The sequence below is a fragment of the Rhizobacter sp. P5_A1 genome, assembly GCF_056400745.1.
On the sequence record NZ_JBFUKR010000039.1, the window covers coordinates 1 to 15929 of the forward strand.

Sequence of the window (15929 nt, forward strand, 5' to 3'; positions counted from 1 at the left end):
ACTCCGGACTCCGGCTGGGCCGCGGCGGGCATCGGCTTCAGTCTGAACAATGCGATGCTGATCGTCGCGGGTTCGCTGGTCGGCTCGTCGGGCGCGATCCTCTCGTACATCATGTGCAAGGCGATGAACCGCTCGTTCTTCAACGTGATCCTCGGCGGCTTCGGCGGCGAGGCCGCGGCCGCGGGCGGTGCGAAGGCCGAGGCGCGCCCGGTCAAGAGCGGCAGCGCCGACGATGCCGCCTTCGTGCTCGGCAACGCCGAAACGGTGGTGATCGTGCCGGGCTACGGCCTCGCGGTCGCGCGCGCGCAGCACGCCGTCAAGGAACTGGCGGCCAAGCTGACCGAAAGGGGCGTGACCGTGAAGTACGCGATTCACCCGGTCGCCGGCCGCATGCCGGGCCACATGAACGTGCTGCTGGCCGAGGCCGAGGTGCCCTACGACCAGGTCTTCGAGATGGAAGACATCAACGGCGAGCTCGGCCAGGCCGACGTGGCGATCATCCTCGGCGCCAACGACGTCGTGAACCCCGCCGCGCTGACCAAGGGCAGCCCGATCTACGGCATGCCGATCATCGAGGCCTACAAGGCCAAGACCATCATCGTCAACAAGCGCTCGATGGCCGCCGGCTACGCGGGCCTGGACAACGAACTCTTCTACATGGACAAGACGATGATGGTGTTCGGCGACGCGAAGAAGGTCGTCGAGGACATGGTCAAGGCGATCTAGGGCTGTCGAGCGATTTCATATGGCCGCGTTTGCCAACGAGCTTTCAGCTTCCCGAGCGTTCGTGAAACACAGAGGTGTCGCTTGGCCAGGTCACATCTGCCGTCATCACTGCTGCGGCTGAGCATTGGCATCGGAGACGTGAACGAACTCTGATCGGATCTCGACAACGCTCTGCGCACCGCTCACGCCTGACCTGGCGCCGCCATAAGGGCAACGAATTCCATGGCGGCCGGCAGAGAGATGGCAAGCCCCGGGAAGGCACCTCAGCGACCGCGCGAGGCCCCAGCCTGACTTGCAGCCACGACCACCAGTGCGGAGGCCGGCGTCGCGCCGACGGAACTGAGCTGGTGTGGCATCGAAGAATTGAAGTGCACGCAGTCCCCGACACCCAGCGTCTGGATGCTTTTGCCCACGCGCAACTCAATGCGACCTTTGAGCACGAAGAGGATCTCCTCGCCGTCGTGGTGGCTGGCCGCACGACCTCGTGTGCCCTTGTTGCCGGGACGCACGACGAAGGCTCGCATGATCCCCTTCGGGTTGGCCCCGGCGACCAAGGTCAGGTAGGCGTCCGGATCCTTGCTGGCTCCGTCGCCGGCCCGAATGATCGTCATTGGCTCATCGGGTCCATCGGCCTGGCCGAACAGCCGCTCAACACTTATGCCCAGGGCCGCAGCAATGCCCATCGCAGATCCGATCGACGGCGTCGACAGTCCCCGCTCCACCTTCGACACGTAGCTCTTGGTCAGACCTGCATCTTTGGCCATCTGCTCAAGCGTCAGGCCCCGCTGTAGGCGATGTTGTTTCAGATTGACTGCCACGGTCGCGCTTGTCTTCCTGCCCGCGCCACAGCAGGGTATTCATCCCCCTGCCGGACAGCGAACACTTCGAGTGAAACAGACCGAAATTGTGGCACGCCGTGCACAGGACCTCGGGAGCGGACGCAGCTAAGCAGGGATGATGCGCAAGCTACCGGATGCGACGAGCGGGGCGTCGGTAACTTGCTGCAGTTGCGCGAGCGTGAAGGCGTCGAGCATCCCTTCGACAACCAAGCCTCGCGGAGTCACGTCGATGATGGCGAGGTTGGTGAAGATCCGGTTCACCACGGCCATTGCCGTCAACGGGTAAGCGCACTCCCGCACGATGCGCGGGCGACCATCCTTGGTGACGTGGTCCATCATCACCCAGATCTGCTTGGCGCCGACCGCCAGATCCATCGCACCGCCGATCGCCGGCGGCGCACCGCTGTCGCCACCCGTGGTCCAGTTGGCCAGGTCACCCCGGCTGGATACCTCGAAAGCTCCCAGGATCGCGATGTCGAGGTGCCCGCCGCGCATCATCGTGAACGAGAGGCTCGTATCGAAATACGAACCGCCCGTGCCGAGTGTGATCGGCGTCTTGCCCGCGTTGATCAGGTCGGGATCCTCCTCGTCCGCGGGCGGTCTGGGCCCGATGTTGAGGATGCCGTTCTCGCTGTGGAGCATCACGCCGCTTGAAGGTAAGACGAAATCGCCCACCGCAGTCGGTGCCCCGATGCCCAGGTTCACGAAACTGTTCGGCGGCAGGTGGCTCGCGACGAGTCGGGCCAGAGCGCTTCGGGTCAGAGGTGTCATGGCGTTTCCGGTCGGAAGACCCGGTTCACGAAGATGCAGGGCGTCACGACGGCTTCCGGGTCCAGTTCTCCTGGCTGCACGATCTCGTCCACCTCGAAGACGGTCAGATCGCCGGCTGTTGCCATCACCGGTGAATAGTTGCGTGCCGTCTTGTTGTAGACGACGTTGCCCAGCGTGTCCGCCCTGCGACCCTTGAGCATAGCGAAGTCGGCGCGTATGGGCTTCTCCAGCAGGTAAGCCCGACCGTTCAGCTCGATCCTTTCCTTGCCCTTTTCGAACACCGTTCCGACCCCCACAGGTGACAGGAACCCCCCGAGCCCCGCGCCGCCGCAGCGGATCCGCTCGATCAAGGTGCCCTGCGGCACGAGTTCCAACTCCACCTTGCCTGCGCGGTACTGCTCGGTGAAGGCCACCGCGCTGCGCGGATACGAGCAGATCATCTTGCGCACCATCCCGGCGTCGAACCACAGCGACAGATCGTCCGCATCGGCTCCGGCATTGTTGGAGATCACCGTCAGGTCCCTGACGCCCTGGCGAAGAACCGCCCGGATCAGTCCGCGAGGCAGGCCGGCACCACCAAATCCGCCCATCAAGATGGACGCGCCATCCCGGACCCCGGCCACGGCCTGGTCAGCGTTCTCAACGACAACGTTGCGCACCCTTCACTCCTCCAATCGAAGCCTCATACGCCGAGGTAGGTGGTCAGCAGCCGCTGCCCGACACGGTCTCGCAGGATTTCGTCAGTGCCATCTGCATAGGTCGCCAACCGCAGCTCCGTGGCGTGCATGGCCAGGGGATGAACTGCGCTCGCGCCGACAGCGCCCATGGCACGCATGCACGCCTCGACGCCGTCAAACGCGACGCTCGCTGCAAAGGCCTTGGCCTGTGCAGCGAGCACCGTGACATCGTCACCCTGCTGAACCGCCCGCGTGGCTCGGAGCACGAGCGCATCGGCGGCCTCCAACCGGATCGCCACGTCCGCCAGGCTCCAGCGCAGCCCCTGGTGCTCCAGCAGCGTCTTGCCGAATGCCACGCGAGAGCCGCAATACTCCAAGGCCGTACGAAAGGCCCCGAGCAGCGTTGCCACGCACATCGCGGCCACATGCACGCGAGCGGCGTTGATGGAGTCCAGCGACGTCTTCAGGGCGGTGCCGGGCAAGTGCAGCAGGGCCCAGTCGGGTACGAAGTGATCTCGAAACGAGATCTCAGCCAGGCGGAACGAGCGCGCTCCGGGCATCGGCATTTCCGCGCGCTGCACCGAAGCACCCACGCAGGGCGCCAGGAAGCTGGCGATATTGGACCCGGCGCCATCGGGAGCCCGTGCCAGAAGCGTCACCCAGTCCACGATGAGACCATTGCTGACCCAGGCCTTCGTTCCGTTCAACACCCAACCATCGGGGACCGGCACCACGCTGCTGGTCAGCGCTGCAAGGTCGCTGCCCCCGCCAGGCTCGGTCATGGCCGGCGCGCCAAGCCACCGGCCGGACACCAGCCCGCCAAGCAGTTCGGCTTTCTGCCGGACACTGCCGTGCCGGGATAGCCGGGTGGCGATTCCCTGCATGTTGTTGAGACAGAACGCAGCGGCGAATCCGTGCACGGCCAGTTCCTGGGCAACACGTACCTTGCACAGGTACGAGGTGCCGAAGCCACCTTCGCTGCGGTCGACCTGCAGCCCCAACATGCCCAGCGAGGCCCAGCGGTCGACGATGCCACGGTCGAACGGCTCGCCGGCGGCAAACGCCCGGCGGGCCTCGGGCCCGAGATCCTCGTACGAGAACCGTCGTGCCTCGCCGACGAGGCGAAGTTCCTCGGCGGGCAACTCGCGGTCATGTTCCCTGAAGAAGTCCTTGCCTGCGATCTTCACGACTCTCACTTGCTCCTCATCGCGATCTGAACGACACCTCGTGTCCTGTGCGACACAAAGTGTATTGCCTTTTCTAGCCGGTCGGTCTAGATTCTCGTCATGCAAGAACAACAGGTGCCGCGGCGCGGCCGCCCACCCCGAGCCTTCGATCGTGGTGTCACCACACGCGAAGCGCTGGTCAGGACCGGCATGGCGCTCTTGACCGAACAAGGGTTCGCGTCAACCGGCATCGACACCGTACTGCGGCGCATCGGGGTGCCCAAGGGGTCGTTCTACAACTACTTCCCGAGCAAGGAACACTTCGGCCGTGAAGTGATGGCCGCCTACGCCGCCTACTTCCTGCACAAGCTGGATCGCTGGTTTGGGTGCGAAGACCTTGCGCCACTCGAACGACTCAGCGCCTTCATCGCCGACGCCAAGCTGGGGCTGAGGCGTCATGGCTTCACTCGCGGCTGCCTGGTCGGCAACCTGGGTGAGGAAATCGCAACCTGCCGGACGGGTTCCGGCAGGTGCTGGACGACATGCTGCTGAGGTGGCAGCGGCGCACGGCCGACTGCTTCCGCCTAACACAGCGGGACGGCACGGTGACATTGGACGCCGACTGCGACGAACTGGCCGCCTTCTTCTGGATCGGCTGGGAGGGCGCTGTCCTGCGGGCACGGCTGGTGCGATCCATCAGCCCGCTCGATGTCTTCGCGAACGCATTCTTGCGTTCGCTGCCCAAGCCATCGCCCGCCTGCAGCCCTGCAAACCCATTCGCGAAGGAGAGTTGAAGTGTTCCGCGCCATCGTCGTCAACAAGGATGCTGCCGGCTACCGAGCCGGCGTTCAACTGCTGGAAGATGAACAACTGCCGGCGGGCGAAGTCACCGTCGCCGTCGAGTACAGCACGCTGAACTACAAGGACGCCCTGGCCCTCACGGGCCGGGGACCGGTGCTGCGGCGATTCCCGATGGTCCCTGGCATCGATCTGGCGGGCACCGTGATCGACTCTTCAAGCCCAGCCTTCAGTGCGGGCCAAGCCGTGCTTCTCAACGGATGGGGTGTCGGTGAGGAGCATTGGGGCGGCCTCGCACAGAAGGCGCGGCTGCGCGCCGATTGGCTCATCCCCCTGCCCGACGGCATGTCTTCGCGCCGTGCCATGGCGGTCGGGACAGCCGGCTATACGGCGATGCTGTGCCTCATGTCGCTGGAGCGGCATGGGCTGAAGCCGTCCCATGGGGAAGTGCTCGTCACAGGCGCCGCGGGCGGTGTGGGCAGCTTCGCGATCATGCTGCTGGCGCAACTGGGCTATCGCGTCGTGGCATCGACCGGCAGGCCGGAAGAGTCCGACTACTTGCGGCTGCTGGGCGCTGCAGAAGTGATGGACCGAAAACTCCTCGGCGAACCCGGCAAGCCCTTGCAGAGGGAGCGTTGGGCAGCGGCGATCGACTCGGTCGGCAGCCACACCTTGGCGAACGTGTGTGCCTCGACGAAAGCCGACGGCGCCGTCGCCGCATGCGGCATGGCCCAAGGGCTCGACTTCCATGCCTCGGTAGCCCCGTTCATCCTGCGTGGTGTCAGCCTGCTGGGCGTCAACAGTGTGACCCGGCCGCGGCACGAGCGCGTGACAGCCTGGGAGCGCCTGTCACGCCACCTGTCGGCAATGGACCTCGATGCGACCACGCAGCAGATCGACCTCCAGGAGTCCATCACCGCAGCCACGAGACTTCTCGACGGCAGAGTCCGCGGTCGGCTCGTGGTCGACGTGAACCGCTGATCGATTCGCCGTGGACACCGCCGCATCCGCGCTCGACTTCATCTTCGCCAAGGCACCGCAGCCGCCCGCGACTGAGGCGCGCGACCCCGAGATGCCGGCGGATGACAACGGACCCCACGTGACCCCCGATTCAGTTCCCTTCAAGGAGAAACCGCCGTGATCAAGCTTCTCAGGATCCTCGTCGTCGCGCTGTCGAGCATGACCGCCTTGCAGGGCGCAGCTGTCGCACAGGACTTTCCGAATCACCCGATCCAGCTGATCGTGGGCTTCCCTCCCGGCGGCCCGACCGACATCGTGGCCCGCGTGATTGGTGAGGAGCTTTCAAAGCAGCTGAAGCAGCCTGTCCTGGTAATGAACAAGGGCGGAGCCGGGGGCACGATCGCGGCAGGCTTCGTCGCGAAGCAGAAGGCAGATGGCTACACGCTGATGCTCGACGTGGAGTCCGTGAAGACCCGCGCACCGGCCATCTTCAAGAGCCTGCCGTACGACCCGATCAAGGACTTCTCACCGATCGCGAAGGTGGCCCGGCAGCGCGTGCTGCTCGTGGTGAATTCGACCTTGCCGGCCCAGTCGGTCAGGGAGCTGATCGCGCTGGCCAAGGCCCAACCCACCAAACTCAACTACAGCGGCACGTACGCGGCTTCCGCGCACATAGGGGGTGCCCTGTTCTGCCTGCAGAACCACCTGGAGATGACGTTCGTCAGCTATCCCGGTGGCAGCCAGCCGATCTCGGACCTCATCGGAGGCATCGTGCAGGTCGGCTTCTTCACTGAATCGACAGTGGCCCAGCATGTGAAGGCCGGGAAGCTCAAGGCACTGGCCATCGCCGCCAACGAGCGTTCCCCCGCGCTCCCGGACCTTCCCACACTCCGTGAGGCAGGGGCTGTCGGGATGGACATCTCACCGTGGTTCGGCGTCACAGCCCCCGCCGGCACGCCCCGACCTGTCATTGATCGGCTCGCTCAAGCGCTCCGGACCATTGTTGAGGACCGCAATTTCGAGACGCGCCTGGCATCGATCGGCGCGGCTCCGATTCGCGGATCGACACCCGAGACTTATACGAGCGACTCCGTCGCCGACATCGCCAACTTCAAGAAGTTCGTTGTCGACGCCAAGTTGCCTTTGGCGGAATGACGATGAGGCACCGGGTTGCGGATCTGGTCGCGCAGAGCCTGTTGGCCCACGGCTGCGACAGGACATTCAACGTGCCAGGCGAGAGCTTTCTGGCGCTTCTGGACGCGCTGCGCGACACGCCGTCGATCGACGTCGTCACCTGCAGGCATGAAGGCTCCGCCGCCCTGGCGGCGGTGGCAGACGCAAAGCTGACCGGACACGCTGGCGTCGTGATGGTGAGCCGGGGGCCCGGATTGGCCAACGCCATGCTCGGACTGCACGTCGCCCAGCAGGATGCCGTCCCACTCGTGGTTTTGATGGGCCAGGTCGAGAACTCCCATCTCGGGCGGGACGCCGTTCAGGAGCTGAGTCCCGGCGGTCTGACGGGCTTGGTGAAGTGGTCCGGTCGGATCGACACGCCAGACAAGGCTGCGGAGTTGATGGCCCGTGCCTTTTCCGAAGCCCGCGGCGCGACGCCCGGCGCGGTGGTCGTGGAACTGCCGGAAGATGTCCTGATGGCAGAGGCCGGCGACGCGACGGCGCGCGTGCACGGCCTCGCGCTTGCGTCCGCGTGCACGGAAGACATCGAGCGGACCCTTGGGCTTCTGGGTGCCGCGCAACGCCCCGTGATCATCGCGGGCGGCGAATGCCGCGACGACAGATTTCGCGCGGACCTCGTCCGGACGGCTGAACGCTGGAATGCACCGGTCGTCGTCACCAACAAGCAGCAGGATCTCTTCCCCAACGATCACCCTCTGTGGCTCGGGCACATGGGGTTCTTTGGCTCGCCGGAGCACCGCGCCGTCATCGACGACGCGGATCTGGTGCTGGCGATCGGCACGCGGCTCGGCGACCTGACGACGCACGGCTACAGCTTGCGACTCGGCCGCAACGGACAGCGGCTTGTTCACGTCTATGTCGATGCCCGCGGCATCGGTCGACACTACGAAGCGACCCTGGCCGTGGTCAGCAGCGCAGGTGCGTTCGCGCGCCAACTCGTGTCCCAGGCGCCACGGGGAACACCACCGACGCGCGATGCATGGCTGTCCCGCGCCGGCCTGGCACTGCAGGCCACGCAGGGCTGGTCGGCCGCTGCTGTGCCCTTGCAGGATGTACTGGGCCACGCGGTGCAGGCTGCCGCGGCCCGCCTGCCGCTGGACGGCGTCGTGACCTGCGACAGCGGCAATTTCGCTGGATGGGTGCATCGCATCTTCAGGCTGCGTCCCGGTCAGCGCATGCTCAGCACATCCTGCGGCGCGATGGGCATGGGCGTTCCGGCCGGCGTGGCTGCCGCGATGCGGCACCCGGGCCGGATGGTGCTTTCGTTCTGCGGTGACGGGGGCTTCCTGATGACCGGCACTGAGTTCATCACGGCCACCTCGAGGCGCCTGCCGCTCAAGGTGTTCGTCTCGAACAACGAGTCGTACGGCACCATCCGGTCGCATCAGGAACGCCACTATCCAGCGCGGGTTCACGGAACAACGCTTGAGAATCCGGACTTCGTGGCCTTCGGGCGCGCCTTTGGCGCCTATGCGTGCCGAATCGACAACGCGGCCAACGCGGATGCACTTGTCGAGTCCGCTCTTGCCCACCCCGGCCCCGCACTGATCGAGATCTGCAGCGACGTAGGCTTCTCGCTGGCAGACTCACTTGCCCGTCAACAAGCCTAGCCTGGTTCTGGACCTGTAGCGCCGGAGTCCCGGGCCTCCGCCACCGACGGTCTCCTCGAGCACTTCTACGGGCCGGATATCGGCTGTGAGTCCGGGGGCATGGAGTCCCGAATTGTCACAGGGATCAATCCTCGGATATCTGGTCCAGCCCTCGAGGATTGTCTATGTCGAGCGCCTCTTCGAGAACGTCGAGGCGGTCCTGTCCTCAGAAGACCTCGCCGAGGTACACGTACGAAGGTGAGCCAAAGACGCCGGCGATCGCCGTGATGGTGTATTCGCGGTAGGCGCCCCTGACGCTGTCCGAGTCCGCCTCGCGCACCAGTTCATCGTCGTTCAGACGCAGCGAATGAAGCACCGAGCGCAATGTGGCCTCGTCGGAAATGTCCTGGTCCTCGCACCACTCGGCATGGAGAATGGCTTTGTAGAGCGCGTGACAGGGCAGGCCGCGCAGGTCGGCGGCAATCACGATTCGAGCCGCCAACCCCGCATCCGGGCACATGAACTTCGGCATCGGGTTGACGTGGATTCCGAGGCGTGCGCACCAGCGCCGGAGTTCGGCGATGCGATAGGCCTGGCGCTCGGGCGAACGCAGCGCAAGGATGGTGCCGCCGGTTCCGAATACACGTGCGGCAGGTCGACCGGCCTGTACTGGATCGTGGCGCCTTTCTGCGCAGCCAGCTCTTCCAGCCGGTCGGCCCCGAGATAGGCCCAGTCCGAGTTCATCCAGAAGTAGTAGTCGATGACTTTCACGGGTCAACGCTTTCCAGGGGAGACCTCATCATCGCCGGACCGCCGGCGAACCGCGACTCACCATGCATCTTGGCGGCACACAGCAGCGCGACGACACCCAACGCCGAGAGATACCACACCACGTAGCGCGGATCGCCGCCGCCCCTGGCCAGCAGCCACGTCGCGACAATGGGCGCCAGACCCCCGCCAATGGCGCCCGAGACTTGAACCGCGAGCGAAATGCCGGTGTATCGAACCTCCGCGGGGTACTGGCTCGAGAACAGACCGGCTTCGGGGCCGTACAAGGTCGCGTACACAAGCCCGACCGCCATCACCAGCGCCAGCTTGATCTGCAGCGGCTGCTTGGACTGCAGCAGGTCGAAGAACAGCGGAGCGCACACGATGATGCCGACGGTGCCAAAGGCAAAGACCCACTTGCTTCCGAACCGGTCGCCGAGAATGCCCGCCAGCGGCATCGTCGCCAGCGCGGCGCAGGCGCCCAATATCGTGGCATCGAGCATCTGGGCGCGGGCGATTCCCAGCGTACCTGTCGCGTACGCCAGGGAAAACGTGACCGTGGTGTAGAACCAGGTGACCTCGGCGAGTCGGGCGCCGATCACCACCGCGGTCTCCCGCGGGTACTGCTTCAGCACCTTCGCGATCGGCACTTCGACGCGCGTGCCGCGATCTGCCATGCGCTCGAAGTCGGGCGATTCGGCCACGCGCGCCCGGATGAACCATCCCACCAACAACAGGACCACGCTTGCAAGGAACGGGATGCGCCAGCCCCAGGCGAGCAAGTCTGCCTCCGGCAGTTTGGCCATCGCGCCCATCGCCAACGACGAGAGGATCAGGCCCAGCGCAACACCGACCTGCGGCAGGCTTCCGAAGAAGCCCTTCTTGCCATCCGGCGCATGCTCGAACGCCATCAGCACGGCGCCGCCCCACTCCCCACCGACGGCCACCCCCTGCAGGAATCGCATCACAACGAGCAACAGCGCGGCCCAGTACCCGATCGAGTCGTATGACGGAATCAGTCCGATCAGGATGGTCGGCACGCCCATGAAAAACAGCGTGATCAGCAACATGGACTTCCGCCCCAAGCGATCACCGTAGTGTCCAAACACGATGCCGCCCAGCGGACGGGCGAAGAACCCCACAGCGTACGTCGCGAAGGCAGCCATCGTGCCCGTGATCGGGTCGAACGCGGGAAAGAAGATCTTGTTGAACACCAGCGCCGCAGCGGTGCCGTAGAGAAAGAAGTCGTACCACTCGATCGTGGTACCCATCATGCTGGCCAATCCGACGGTCACGTGGGCCTTGCGGCCGTGGCGACGCAATGTGAAAGCTGCTGAGTCCATGGCACCCCACCAAGGTTGAATTTGAGCGAATCTGCCCATGGAGTTTCACGAAGCGCCGCCTACCGCGCCATGCATCAGCGCGCATAGCAGCTATTCGGACCTGCAGGGCGGGTGCTGCAGGTGCCCACACTGAGCCAACATAGCGATAGAGCATCTGGCCTGCGCCGAGACCGGGCATGATGCTTGCTGAACTCCTGGCTTGCCCATGCTTGACGGTTCGGCAGTTTCGGCGCCCATTCGTGTTCCGACTGATGCATTCGTCGTAGGGCGAGGCGTCGATGGATTCGTTTGACCGGCAGATTCGGTACTTCCTCAAGATCGCGGAACTGCGATCCCTTTCGCGCGCCGCCGAGGAGACGGACTGCACTCAGCCGGCGCTCAGCCGGCAGCTTGCTGCGCTCGAGACCCGTCTCGGCTGCCCGCTCTTTCTGAGAACCGGCCGCGGTATGGAGTTGACGGACACCGGATGCAGGCTGCTGGAGCGCGCAGGCCCGGCGTTCGGTGCCATCGATGCCGTGCTGGCCGCCTTGAAGAACAGCGATGACCGCCTGGAGGGAACCCTCCGGCTCGCCAGCGTTCACACCCTGAGCTACTACTTCCTGGGCGACGTGATGGCGCAGTTCTCGCGCCAACACCAGAGGGTGAATCTGTCGGTCATGGGGCGAAGCTCTCCGGACGTCGTGGACCTGGTCGAGAACGGGAAGGCGGACGTCGGTTTTGTCTACGACACCGCCGTCGCCTCGGACAAGCTCGCGTCAACGCCCCTGTTCGAGGATGTCATGTGTCTGGTCGTGGGGCCTGGCTGCCCGGCCGAGGACGACATCGACCTCATGACGGCTTCGCTGCGCCTGATCGGCTTTCCTGAACACTACGCGCTGCGTCGCATGCTGCACAGCAGCGGCTTGCATCCAACCTTCGTCGCGGAGACGGAGACGATCGACTCCATGCTGAGGTTGGTCTCGTCGGGGATGGGTGCAAGCATTCTTCCCGAGAGGATTCCGGACCCACTGCTCAAGGAGTATCAACTTCGCAAGGTCAGGATCGGCAAGCCGTCGATGCGAAGAAGAGTCGTCGTGATCACGCGTTCGGATCGAAAGGACTTCGCCCTGATTCGAAGACTGATCTCGACGGCAATCGAAGTCGCCGAGTCGGCTGCATTGCCGGTTGCGTCTGCCAATACGCGCCCGGCGCGACACCCGCCCGCCGCTCTTGAAGGCGCAGTGGAAGGTGCTTGCTTCCGAGGAGCCGAGGGGGCCCCTCTCCGGTCGTGATCCGGCGCTCATGGTCGACACCGCAGGCCAGAGACGATTTCAGCCTGAGTGCGCATGACTGAGCGCGCCCGCCCTGCGGCCACGGGACCTTCCGTTGCGGCGGCCTGGGCCGACTGTCTGCCCGCCGCGGCGCGGGTCGGTTTTCGCGCAGCGGCCACTGACCGACCGGGCTCGCCCAGGACGGCCCGGAACCTGCCCGCGATGAAAGTCAGCAACTCCGCCTTGGCGCCTTCGCAGCCGGATGAAGGCGTGCGCGAGCGGATCGAAGAATTCGCGGTGCGCGCGGTCGCGCCTCGGGGGTTGGGGGTGGCGAGATCGCGCGCGGCCATCAGCGCGTAGTACTGTCCCTTGAGGTGCTGGTGCAGGGTGACTCGCGGGCTGACGGATGCATCGAAGATGCGCGTCAGCCGCTACTCACGGTGGACTCATTTGCCATCACCAAACCTGGCTTGACCCGGTGATGCACTCCTCGAGCATGTCCAGCCTGTCCTGGCCCCAGAACAGCTCTCCCCGATAGACATACGAGGGGGAGCCAAAAACGCCCGCAGCGACGGCGTCATCGGTGAAGCGCCGGTAGCGCCGTTCGACCTCGGGCCGACGCGCCGCTTCGAGCAGTGCCCCGTCGTCCAGCCCTTGCTCCCGCAGGATCGCGCGCAGCGTCTCTTCCGATGAGATGTCGCGGTCCTCGCACCACTCAGCGTGCAAGACGGCTTTATATAGCGGCGTCACCGGCGCGCCCATCCCATCTGCAGCAATCACGATGCACGACGCAAGATCGGCATTGGGGCACATGAACTTCGGTTGGGCATTCACGTGGATGCCCAGTTTGCGGCACCAACGCCTCAACTCGGTCACCCGATAGGCCTGCCGCTCGGGCGCACGCTGCCCCAACAGCACGCCCCCGGTGCGCGAATAGACCTGGGGCAGGTTGACCGGCTTGTACACGATCTGCACCTTGCAACGGGCGGCCAGCGCCTCCAGCCGGTCGGCCCCCAAGTAGGCCCAGTCCGAATTCAGCCAGAAATAGTAGTCGATGGTCGAGTTGCTCATGGCACCCCCCCTTCAATCTCGGTACCAGCCGCAAATGTGCGGGATTGATCAGTGGCCAGCATCCCAACCCGTCAAAGATCCAGAACCAGCCGCGGGCCGGCACAGCCTGCAACGCAAACCATCACCTCATGTTCGCGATCGGCTGCGCTGAGCACTCGATCGCGGTGCACTGGCGGCCCTTCCAGCCAAGGTGTTCGGCAGGCGCCGCAGATGCCGCCTGCACACGACACCGACACATCAGCCTCCAGGGCCTCCAGTGCGCCCACCAGGCCCAGTTCAGGCGTCACGGTGATCTGCTGGCCGCTCTTGGCCAGCACGAGTTCGTAGGGCTTGGCATCGGCATTCACCGCCACTCTTGGTGGTGTGAAGCGCTCGATGTGCCTTCGATCGGCCGGCCAGTCGGCCACTTCCCGTTCGAAGGCGTCAAGCATGCCCGCCGGACCGCAACAGAACGCCTTCGCCTCGGGCCCACCGGAGCGGACAATGGCGGCCAGATCGGGCCGGGGATCCACCAGCGTGTTGTAGAGCCGAACGCGGCCGCCCGACACCGCGGGCTCCAGCATGTCCAGCAGGCTGGGCTCACCCATGCTCGACCAGTGCAGTGTGTAGTTCGACAGGCCCTGCCGCTCCATGTCGAGGATGGCGGAGACGAACGGCGTGACGCCGATGCCCCCGGCGATGAAGATGTTCATGGCTCGGGGACTGACCTCGACGCCGCTACGCGGAAGCGAGACGCCCATGCGTGAGCCGAGCTTCAACTCGTCGTGCATGAATCGCGAACCACCACGACCGTCGGCATCTCGCTTGACGGCGATGACGTAGCGCGCGGCATCCGCCGGGTCGTTGCACAGGGAATAGGTCCTCACCAAGTGCGGGCCGAGATGCACATCGATGTGGGCTCCGGGACGGAATGGCGGCAAGGTCCAAGCGTCGGGATCGGCCAGCGTGAAGCGCTTGACGCCTGGCCGCGGCTCGTCCATGCCTACGACATCGACGGTGACCGTCTTGATCGGGCGTGCCATCACGCCGGCCGAACAATGTCGCCGACACGCACGACACCACCCTGAAGAATCCTGCAGTTCAGGCCCGAACGGTTGATCAGTGGGTCGAAGACGGCCTTGCCCAGAATCTCCTCGATGTGCCGGCAAGGCGTCGACAGCCGGGTGGCCTCCAGCAGGGTTTCGCCCAGCCAGAACCGTCGCCCCACCAGGTGATTCAGCGGCACCCCCTCGACGGTGACATTCCGTCGGTGCTCTTCAGGCAAGAGCGTGATCTTGGCGTCGCGCGAGAGCGCTTCAAGGGTCTCGATTTCGAAGAGGGTGATCTGGCGCCCCTCTTCGGGCTTGTGAGAGTAGAAGCCTGTCTCCTGTCCGATCATGTACCGGTCACCCTCGATCCCCTTGCCGGCCAGCAGGGTGAGTTCGGAAAATGATCGCATCGGCAGAAAGGCGCGCGGCACCTTGTGAAGATGGCGGACGACCCCCGTCCAGGCAGGGCCGGCGGTGGTGGTTGGATGTTCAGTTGCTTGGCTCATGTCGTGGTCGAAATAGGCTGAGAGTTCAGTGGATCAGACAGCTGCGAGGGCTTGGTCCAGGTCGGCCAGCAGGTCGTCGCAGTCCTCCAGCCCCACAGACAAGCGCATCAGCGCCATGGTGACACCCTCACTCAGCCGGGCATCGGGCTCCACCTTCTGCCGAGCCCGGATGAAGGCGCCCGGGTGCATGATCAACGAGTCGGTGTCACCGAGGCTGATGGCTCTGGCGATCAGTTGCACCTGGTTCATCAGGCGCATCGCGCCGTCGAACCCGGTGTGCAGGTCAAATGACAGCATGCCTCCGCCCCTGGACATCTGGTGCTTCGCGATGTCGTGGCCTGGACTGCCTTGCAACATCGGGTAGCGGACCATCTGCACCTTTGGATGCTCGACCAGATACTGCGCAATCCGGAGTGCGCTCTCGCTGTGCTGTCGCATCCGCAATGCAAGCGTCTTGAGCCCGCGCAAAACCATGAAGCACAGCATCGGCGACAGCGTGGAACCCGTCATGTACTTCAGCCCGACCGTGCGGACCTTCACCATCGTTTCGCGGTCGCCCAGCGCCGCACCGCCCAGCAGGTCGCCGTGGCCGTTGATGTACTTGGTCATCGAGTGCACGACGATGTCCGCTCCGTGCTCCAGCGGGCGCTGCAGGGCCGGGGATCCGAAGGTGGAGTCCACCACCACCCGCGCACCTCCGCGATGCGCGATCTCCGCCAGTGCCCGGATGTGCAGCACCTCGCAGCTCGGATTGACCGGGGTCTCGAAATACACCAGTTTCGTGGCCGGTGACATCACGCCGGCAAGCGCCTCGGGATTCGACAGATCAAGCTTCTTGATCTTGATGCCAAAGCGTGGCAGACCTTCATGGATCAACGACGCGGCGGTCGAGTACATCGTGTGATGCACGATCAGCTCGTCACCCGAAGAAAGCAGCGTCAGCAGCACAGAGCCGATGGCGCCCATGCCGGAACCAAACACCACCCCGGCCTGGGCGCCCTCCAGCGACGCCAGCCGCACCTCCAAGGCTTCTTGCGTGGGGTTGTGTTGCCGCCCGTAGACATAGCGGTCGCTTTCCCCAGCGAACACGGCCTCAGCCTCCGCCACCTTGTCGAAGGCAAAGGTGGTGGTCATGTAGATGGGCTGGGCCACGGCACCGAAATGACGATCGGCGTCGTGGCCGTGGTGGATGGCCCGTGTCTGGAACCCAAGCTTGGAGGTCTCGAACTTGCTCATCGCATGC

16 protein-coding genes and 2 pseudogenes are annotated in these 15929 nt (G+C 64.9%); 8 read left to right on the top strand and 10 right to left on the bottom strand.

The annotated features are described in order from the left end of the window. Positions 1-726 (top strand): NAD(P)(+) transhydrogenase (Re/Si-specific) subunit beta (locus tag AC1DTW_RS25820; RefSeq protein WP_477984470.1); only part of this gene is annotated, 726 nt, incomplete at its 5' end. Positions 727-989: 263 nt separating this feature from the next. Here AC1DTW_RS25820 and AC1DTW_RS25825 read toward each other — a convergent pair. The 4 genes from AC1DTW_RS25825 to AC1DTW_RS25840 form a co-directional block, all read right to left on the bottom strand. Next, positions 990-1544 (bottom strand): helix-turn-helix domain-containing protein, encoded by a 555-nt coding sequence (locus AC1DTW_RS25825; protein WP_477984472.1) that lies wholly within the window; start codon positions 1542-1544, stop codon positions 990-992. A gap of 126 nt (positions 1545-1670) precedes the next feature. After that, positions 1671-2336, bottom strand: coding sequence for a 3-oxoacid CoA-transferase subunit B (locus tag AC1DTW_RS25830; RefSeq protein WP_477984474.1), 666 nt, complete (start codon positions 2334-2336; stop codon positions 1671-1673). Continuing rightward, a complete protein-coding gene (locus AC1DTW_RS25835) occupies positions 2333-2995 on the bottom strand; it encodes a CoA transferase subunit A (RefSeq protein ID WP_477984476.1) in 663 nt (220 codons plus the stop codon). The genes AC1DTW_RS25830 and AC1DTW_RS25835 overlap by 4 nt, the downstream gene beginning before the upstream one ends. A 23-nt stretch (positions 2996-3018) precedes the next feature. Then, entirely contained in the window at positions 3019-4200 is a 1182-nt protein-coding gene (locus AC1DTW_RS25840) for an acyl-CoA dehydrogenase family protein (protein WP_477984478.1), read from the bottom strand. Positions 4201-4299: 99 nt separating this feature from the next. Between AC1DTW_RS25840 and acuR the strand changes: the two are divergent. From acuR to AC1DTW_RS25865, 5 genes and pseudogenes are all read left to right on the top strand, one after another. Then, a pseudogene (gene acuR / locus AC1DTW_RS25845) lies at positions 4300-4973 on the top strand (acrylate utilization transcriptional regulator AcuR). 1 nt (position 4974) lies between these two features. Next, positions 4975-5958 (top strand): acrylyl-CoA reductase (NADPH), encoded by a 984-nt coding sequence (gene acuI / locus AC1DTW_RS25850; RefSeq protein ID WP_477984480.1) that lies wholly within the window; start codon positions 4975-4977, stop codon positions 5956-5958. Positions 5959-5968: 10 nt separating this feature from the next. Next, positions 5969-6118, top strand: coding sequence for a hypothetical protein (locus AC1DTW_RS25855; protein WP_477984482.1), 150 nt, complete (start codon positions 5969-5971; stop codon positions 6116-6118). Continuing rightward, on the top strand, positions 6115-7092 hold the full coding sequence (locus AC1DTW_RS25860) for a Bug family tripartite tricarboxylate transporter substrate binding protein (protein WP_477984484.1): 978 nt from the start codon (positions 6115-6117) through the stop codon (positions 7090-7092). Before AC1DTW_RS25855 ends, AC1DTW_RS25860 begins: the two co-directional genes overlap by 4 nt. A gap of 2 nt (positions 7093-7094) precedes the next feature. Next, complete coding sequence (locus AC1DTW_RS25865) at positions 7095-8741, top strand: thiamine pyrophosphate-dependent enzyme (RefSeq protein WP_477984486.1); 1647 nt, start codon at positions 7095-7097, stop codon at positions 8739-8741. Between the two features lie 205 nt (positions 8742-8946). Here AC1DTW_RS25865 and AC1DTW_RS25870 read toward each other — a convergent pair. Next, a pseudogene (locus AC1DTW_RS25870) lies at positions 8947-9464 on the bottom strand (2-hydroxychromene-2-carboxylate isomerase). Between the two features lie 23 nt (positions 9465-9487). After that, a complete protein-coding gene (locus AC1DTW_RS25875) occupies positions 9488-10831 on the bottom strand; it encodes an MFS transporter (protein ID WP_477984488.1) in 1344 nt (447 codons plus the stop codon). Between the two features lie 278 nt (positions 10832-11109). Between AC1DTW_RS25875 and AC1DTW_RS25880 the strand changes: the two genes are divergently transcribed. Then, a complete protein-coding gene (locus AC1DTW_RS25880; protein WP_477984490.1) occupies positions 11110-12102 on the top strand; it encodes a LysR family transcriptional regulator in 993 nt (330 codons plus the stop codon). A gap of 201 nt (positions 12103-12303) precedes the next feature. Continuing rightward, complete coding sequence (locus AC1DTW_RS25885) at positions 12304-12441, top strand: hypothetical protein (protein ID WP_477984492.1); 138 nt, start codon at positions 12304-12306, stop codon at positions 12439-12441. 96 nt (positions 12442-12537) lie between these two features. Here AC1DTW_RS25885 and AC1DTW_RS25890 read toward each other — a convergent pair whose 3' ends face one another. The 4 genes from AC1DTW_RS25890 to AC1DTW_RS25905 all read right to left on the bottom strand — a co-directional run bounded on the left by AC1DTW_RS25890 (position 12538) and on the right by AC1DTW_RS25905 (position 15922). Next, entirely contained in the window at positions 12538-13152 is a 615-nt protein-coding gene (locus AC1DTW_RS25890; protein WP_477984494.1) for a 2-hydroxychromene-2-carboxylate isomerase, read from the bottom strand. Between the two features lie 71 nt (positions 13153-13223). After that, positions 13224-14174: a PDR/VanB family oxidoreductase gene (locus AC1DTW_RS25895; RefSeq protein WP_477984496.1), complete on the bottom strand. Its 951-nt coding sequence runs from the start codon at positions 14172-14174 to the stop codon at positions 13224-13226. Continuing rightward, positions 14174-14686, bottom strand: a complete 513-nt coding sequence (locus AC1DTW_RS25900; RefSeq protein ID WP_477984498.1) for an MOSC domain-containing protein — start codon at positions 14684-14686, stop codon at positions 14174-14176. Before AC1DTW_RS25900 ends, AC1DTW_RS25895 begins: the two co-directional genes overlap by 1 nt. Positions 14687-14719: 33 nt before the next feature. Beyond that, on the bottom strand, positions 14720-15922 hold the full coding sequence (locus AC1DTW_RS25905) for a trans-sulfuration enzyme family protein (protein WP_477984500.1): 1203 nt from the start codon (positions 15920-15922) through the stop codon (positions 14720-14722). Positions 15923-15929: the final 7 nt, after the last annotated feature.

Bases quoted from the DNA above. Each gene is read 5' to 3' on its own strand.
- AC1DTW_RS25905 (WP_477984500.1), bottom strand. From the start codon at position 15,922: ATGAGCAAGTTCGAGACCTCCAAGCTTGGGTTCCAGACACGGGCCATC.
- AC1DTW_RS25885 (WP_477984492.1), top strand. From the start codon at position 12,304: ATGAAAGTCAGCAACTCCGCCTTGGCGCCTTCGCAGCCGGATGAAGGC.
- AC1DTW_RS25890 (WP_477984494.1), bottom strand. From the start codon at position 13,152: ATGAGCAACTCGACCATCGACTACTATTTCTGGCTGAATTCGGACTGG.
- AC1DTW_RS25875 (WP_477984488.1), bottom strand. From the start codon at position 10,831: ATGGACTCAGCAGCTTTCACATTGCGTCGCCACGGCCGCAAGGCCCAC.
- AC1DTW_RS25880 (WP_477984490.1), top strand. From the start codon at position 11,110: ATGGATTCGTTTGACCGGCAGATTCGGTACTTCCTCAAGATCGCGGAA.
- AC1DTW_RS25900 (WP_477984498.1), bottom strand. From the start codon at position 14,686: ATGAGCCAAGCAACTGAACATCCAACCACCACCGCCGGCCCTGCCTGG.
- AC1DTW_RS25895 (WP_477984496.1), bottom strand. From the start codon at position 14,174: ATGGCACGCCCGATCAAGACGGTCACCGTCGATGTCGTAGGCATGGAC.
- AC1DTW_RS25865 (WP_477984486.1), top strand. From the start codon at position 7,095: ATGAGGCACCGGGTTGCGGATCTGGTCGCGCAGAGCCTGTTGGCCCAC.
- AC1DTW_RS25830 (WP_477984474.1), bottom strand. From the start codon at position 2,336: ATGACACCTCTGACCCGAAGCGCTCTGGCCCGACTCGTCGCGAGCCAC.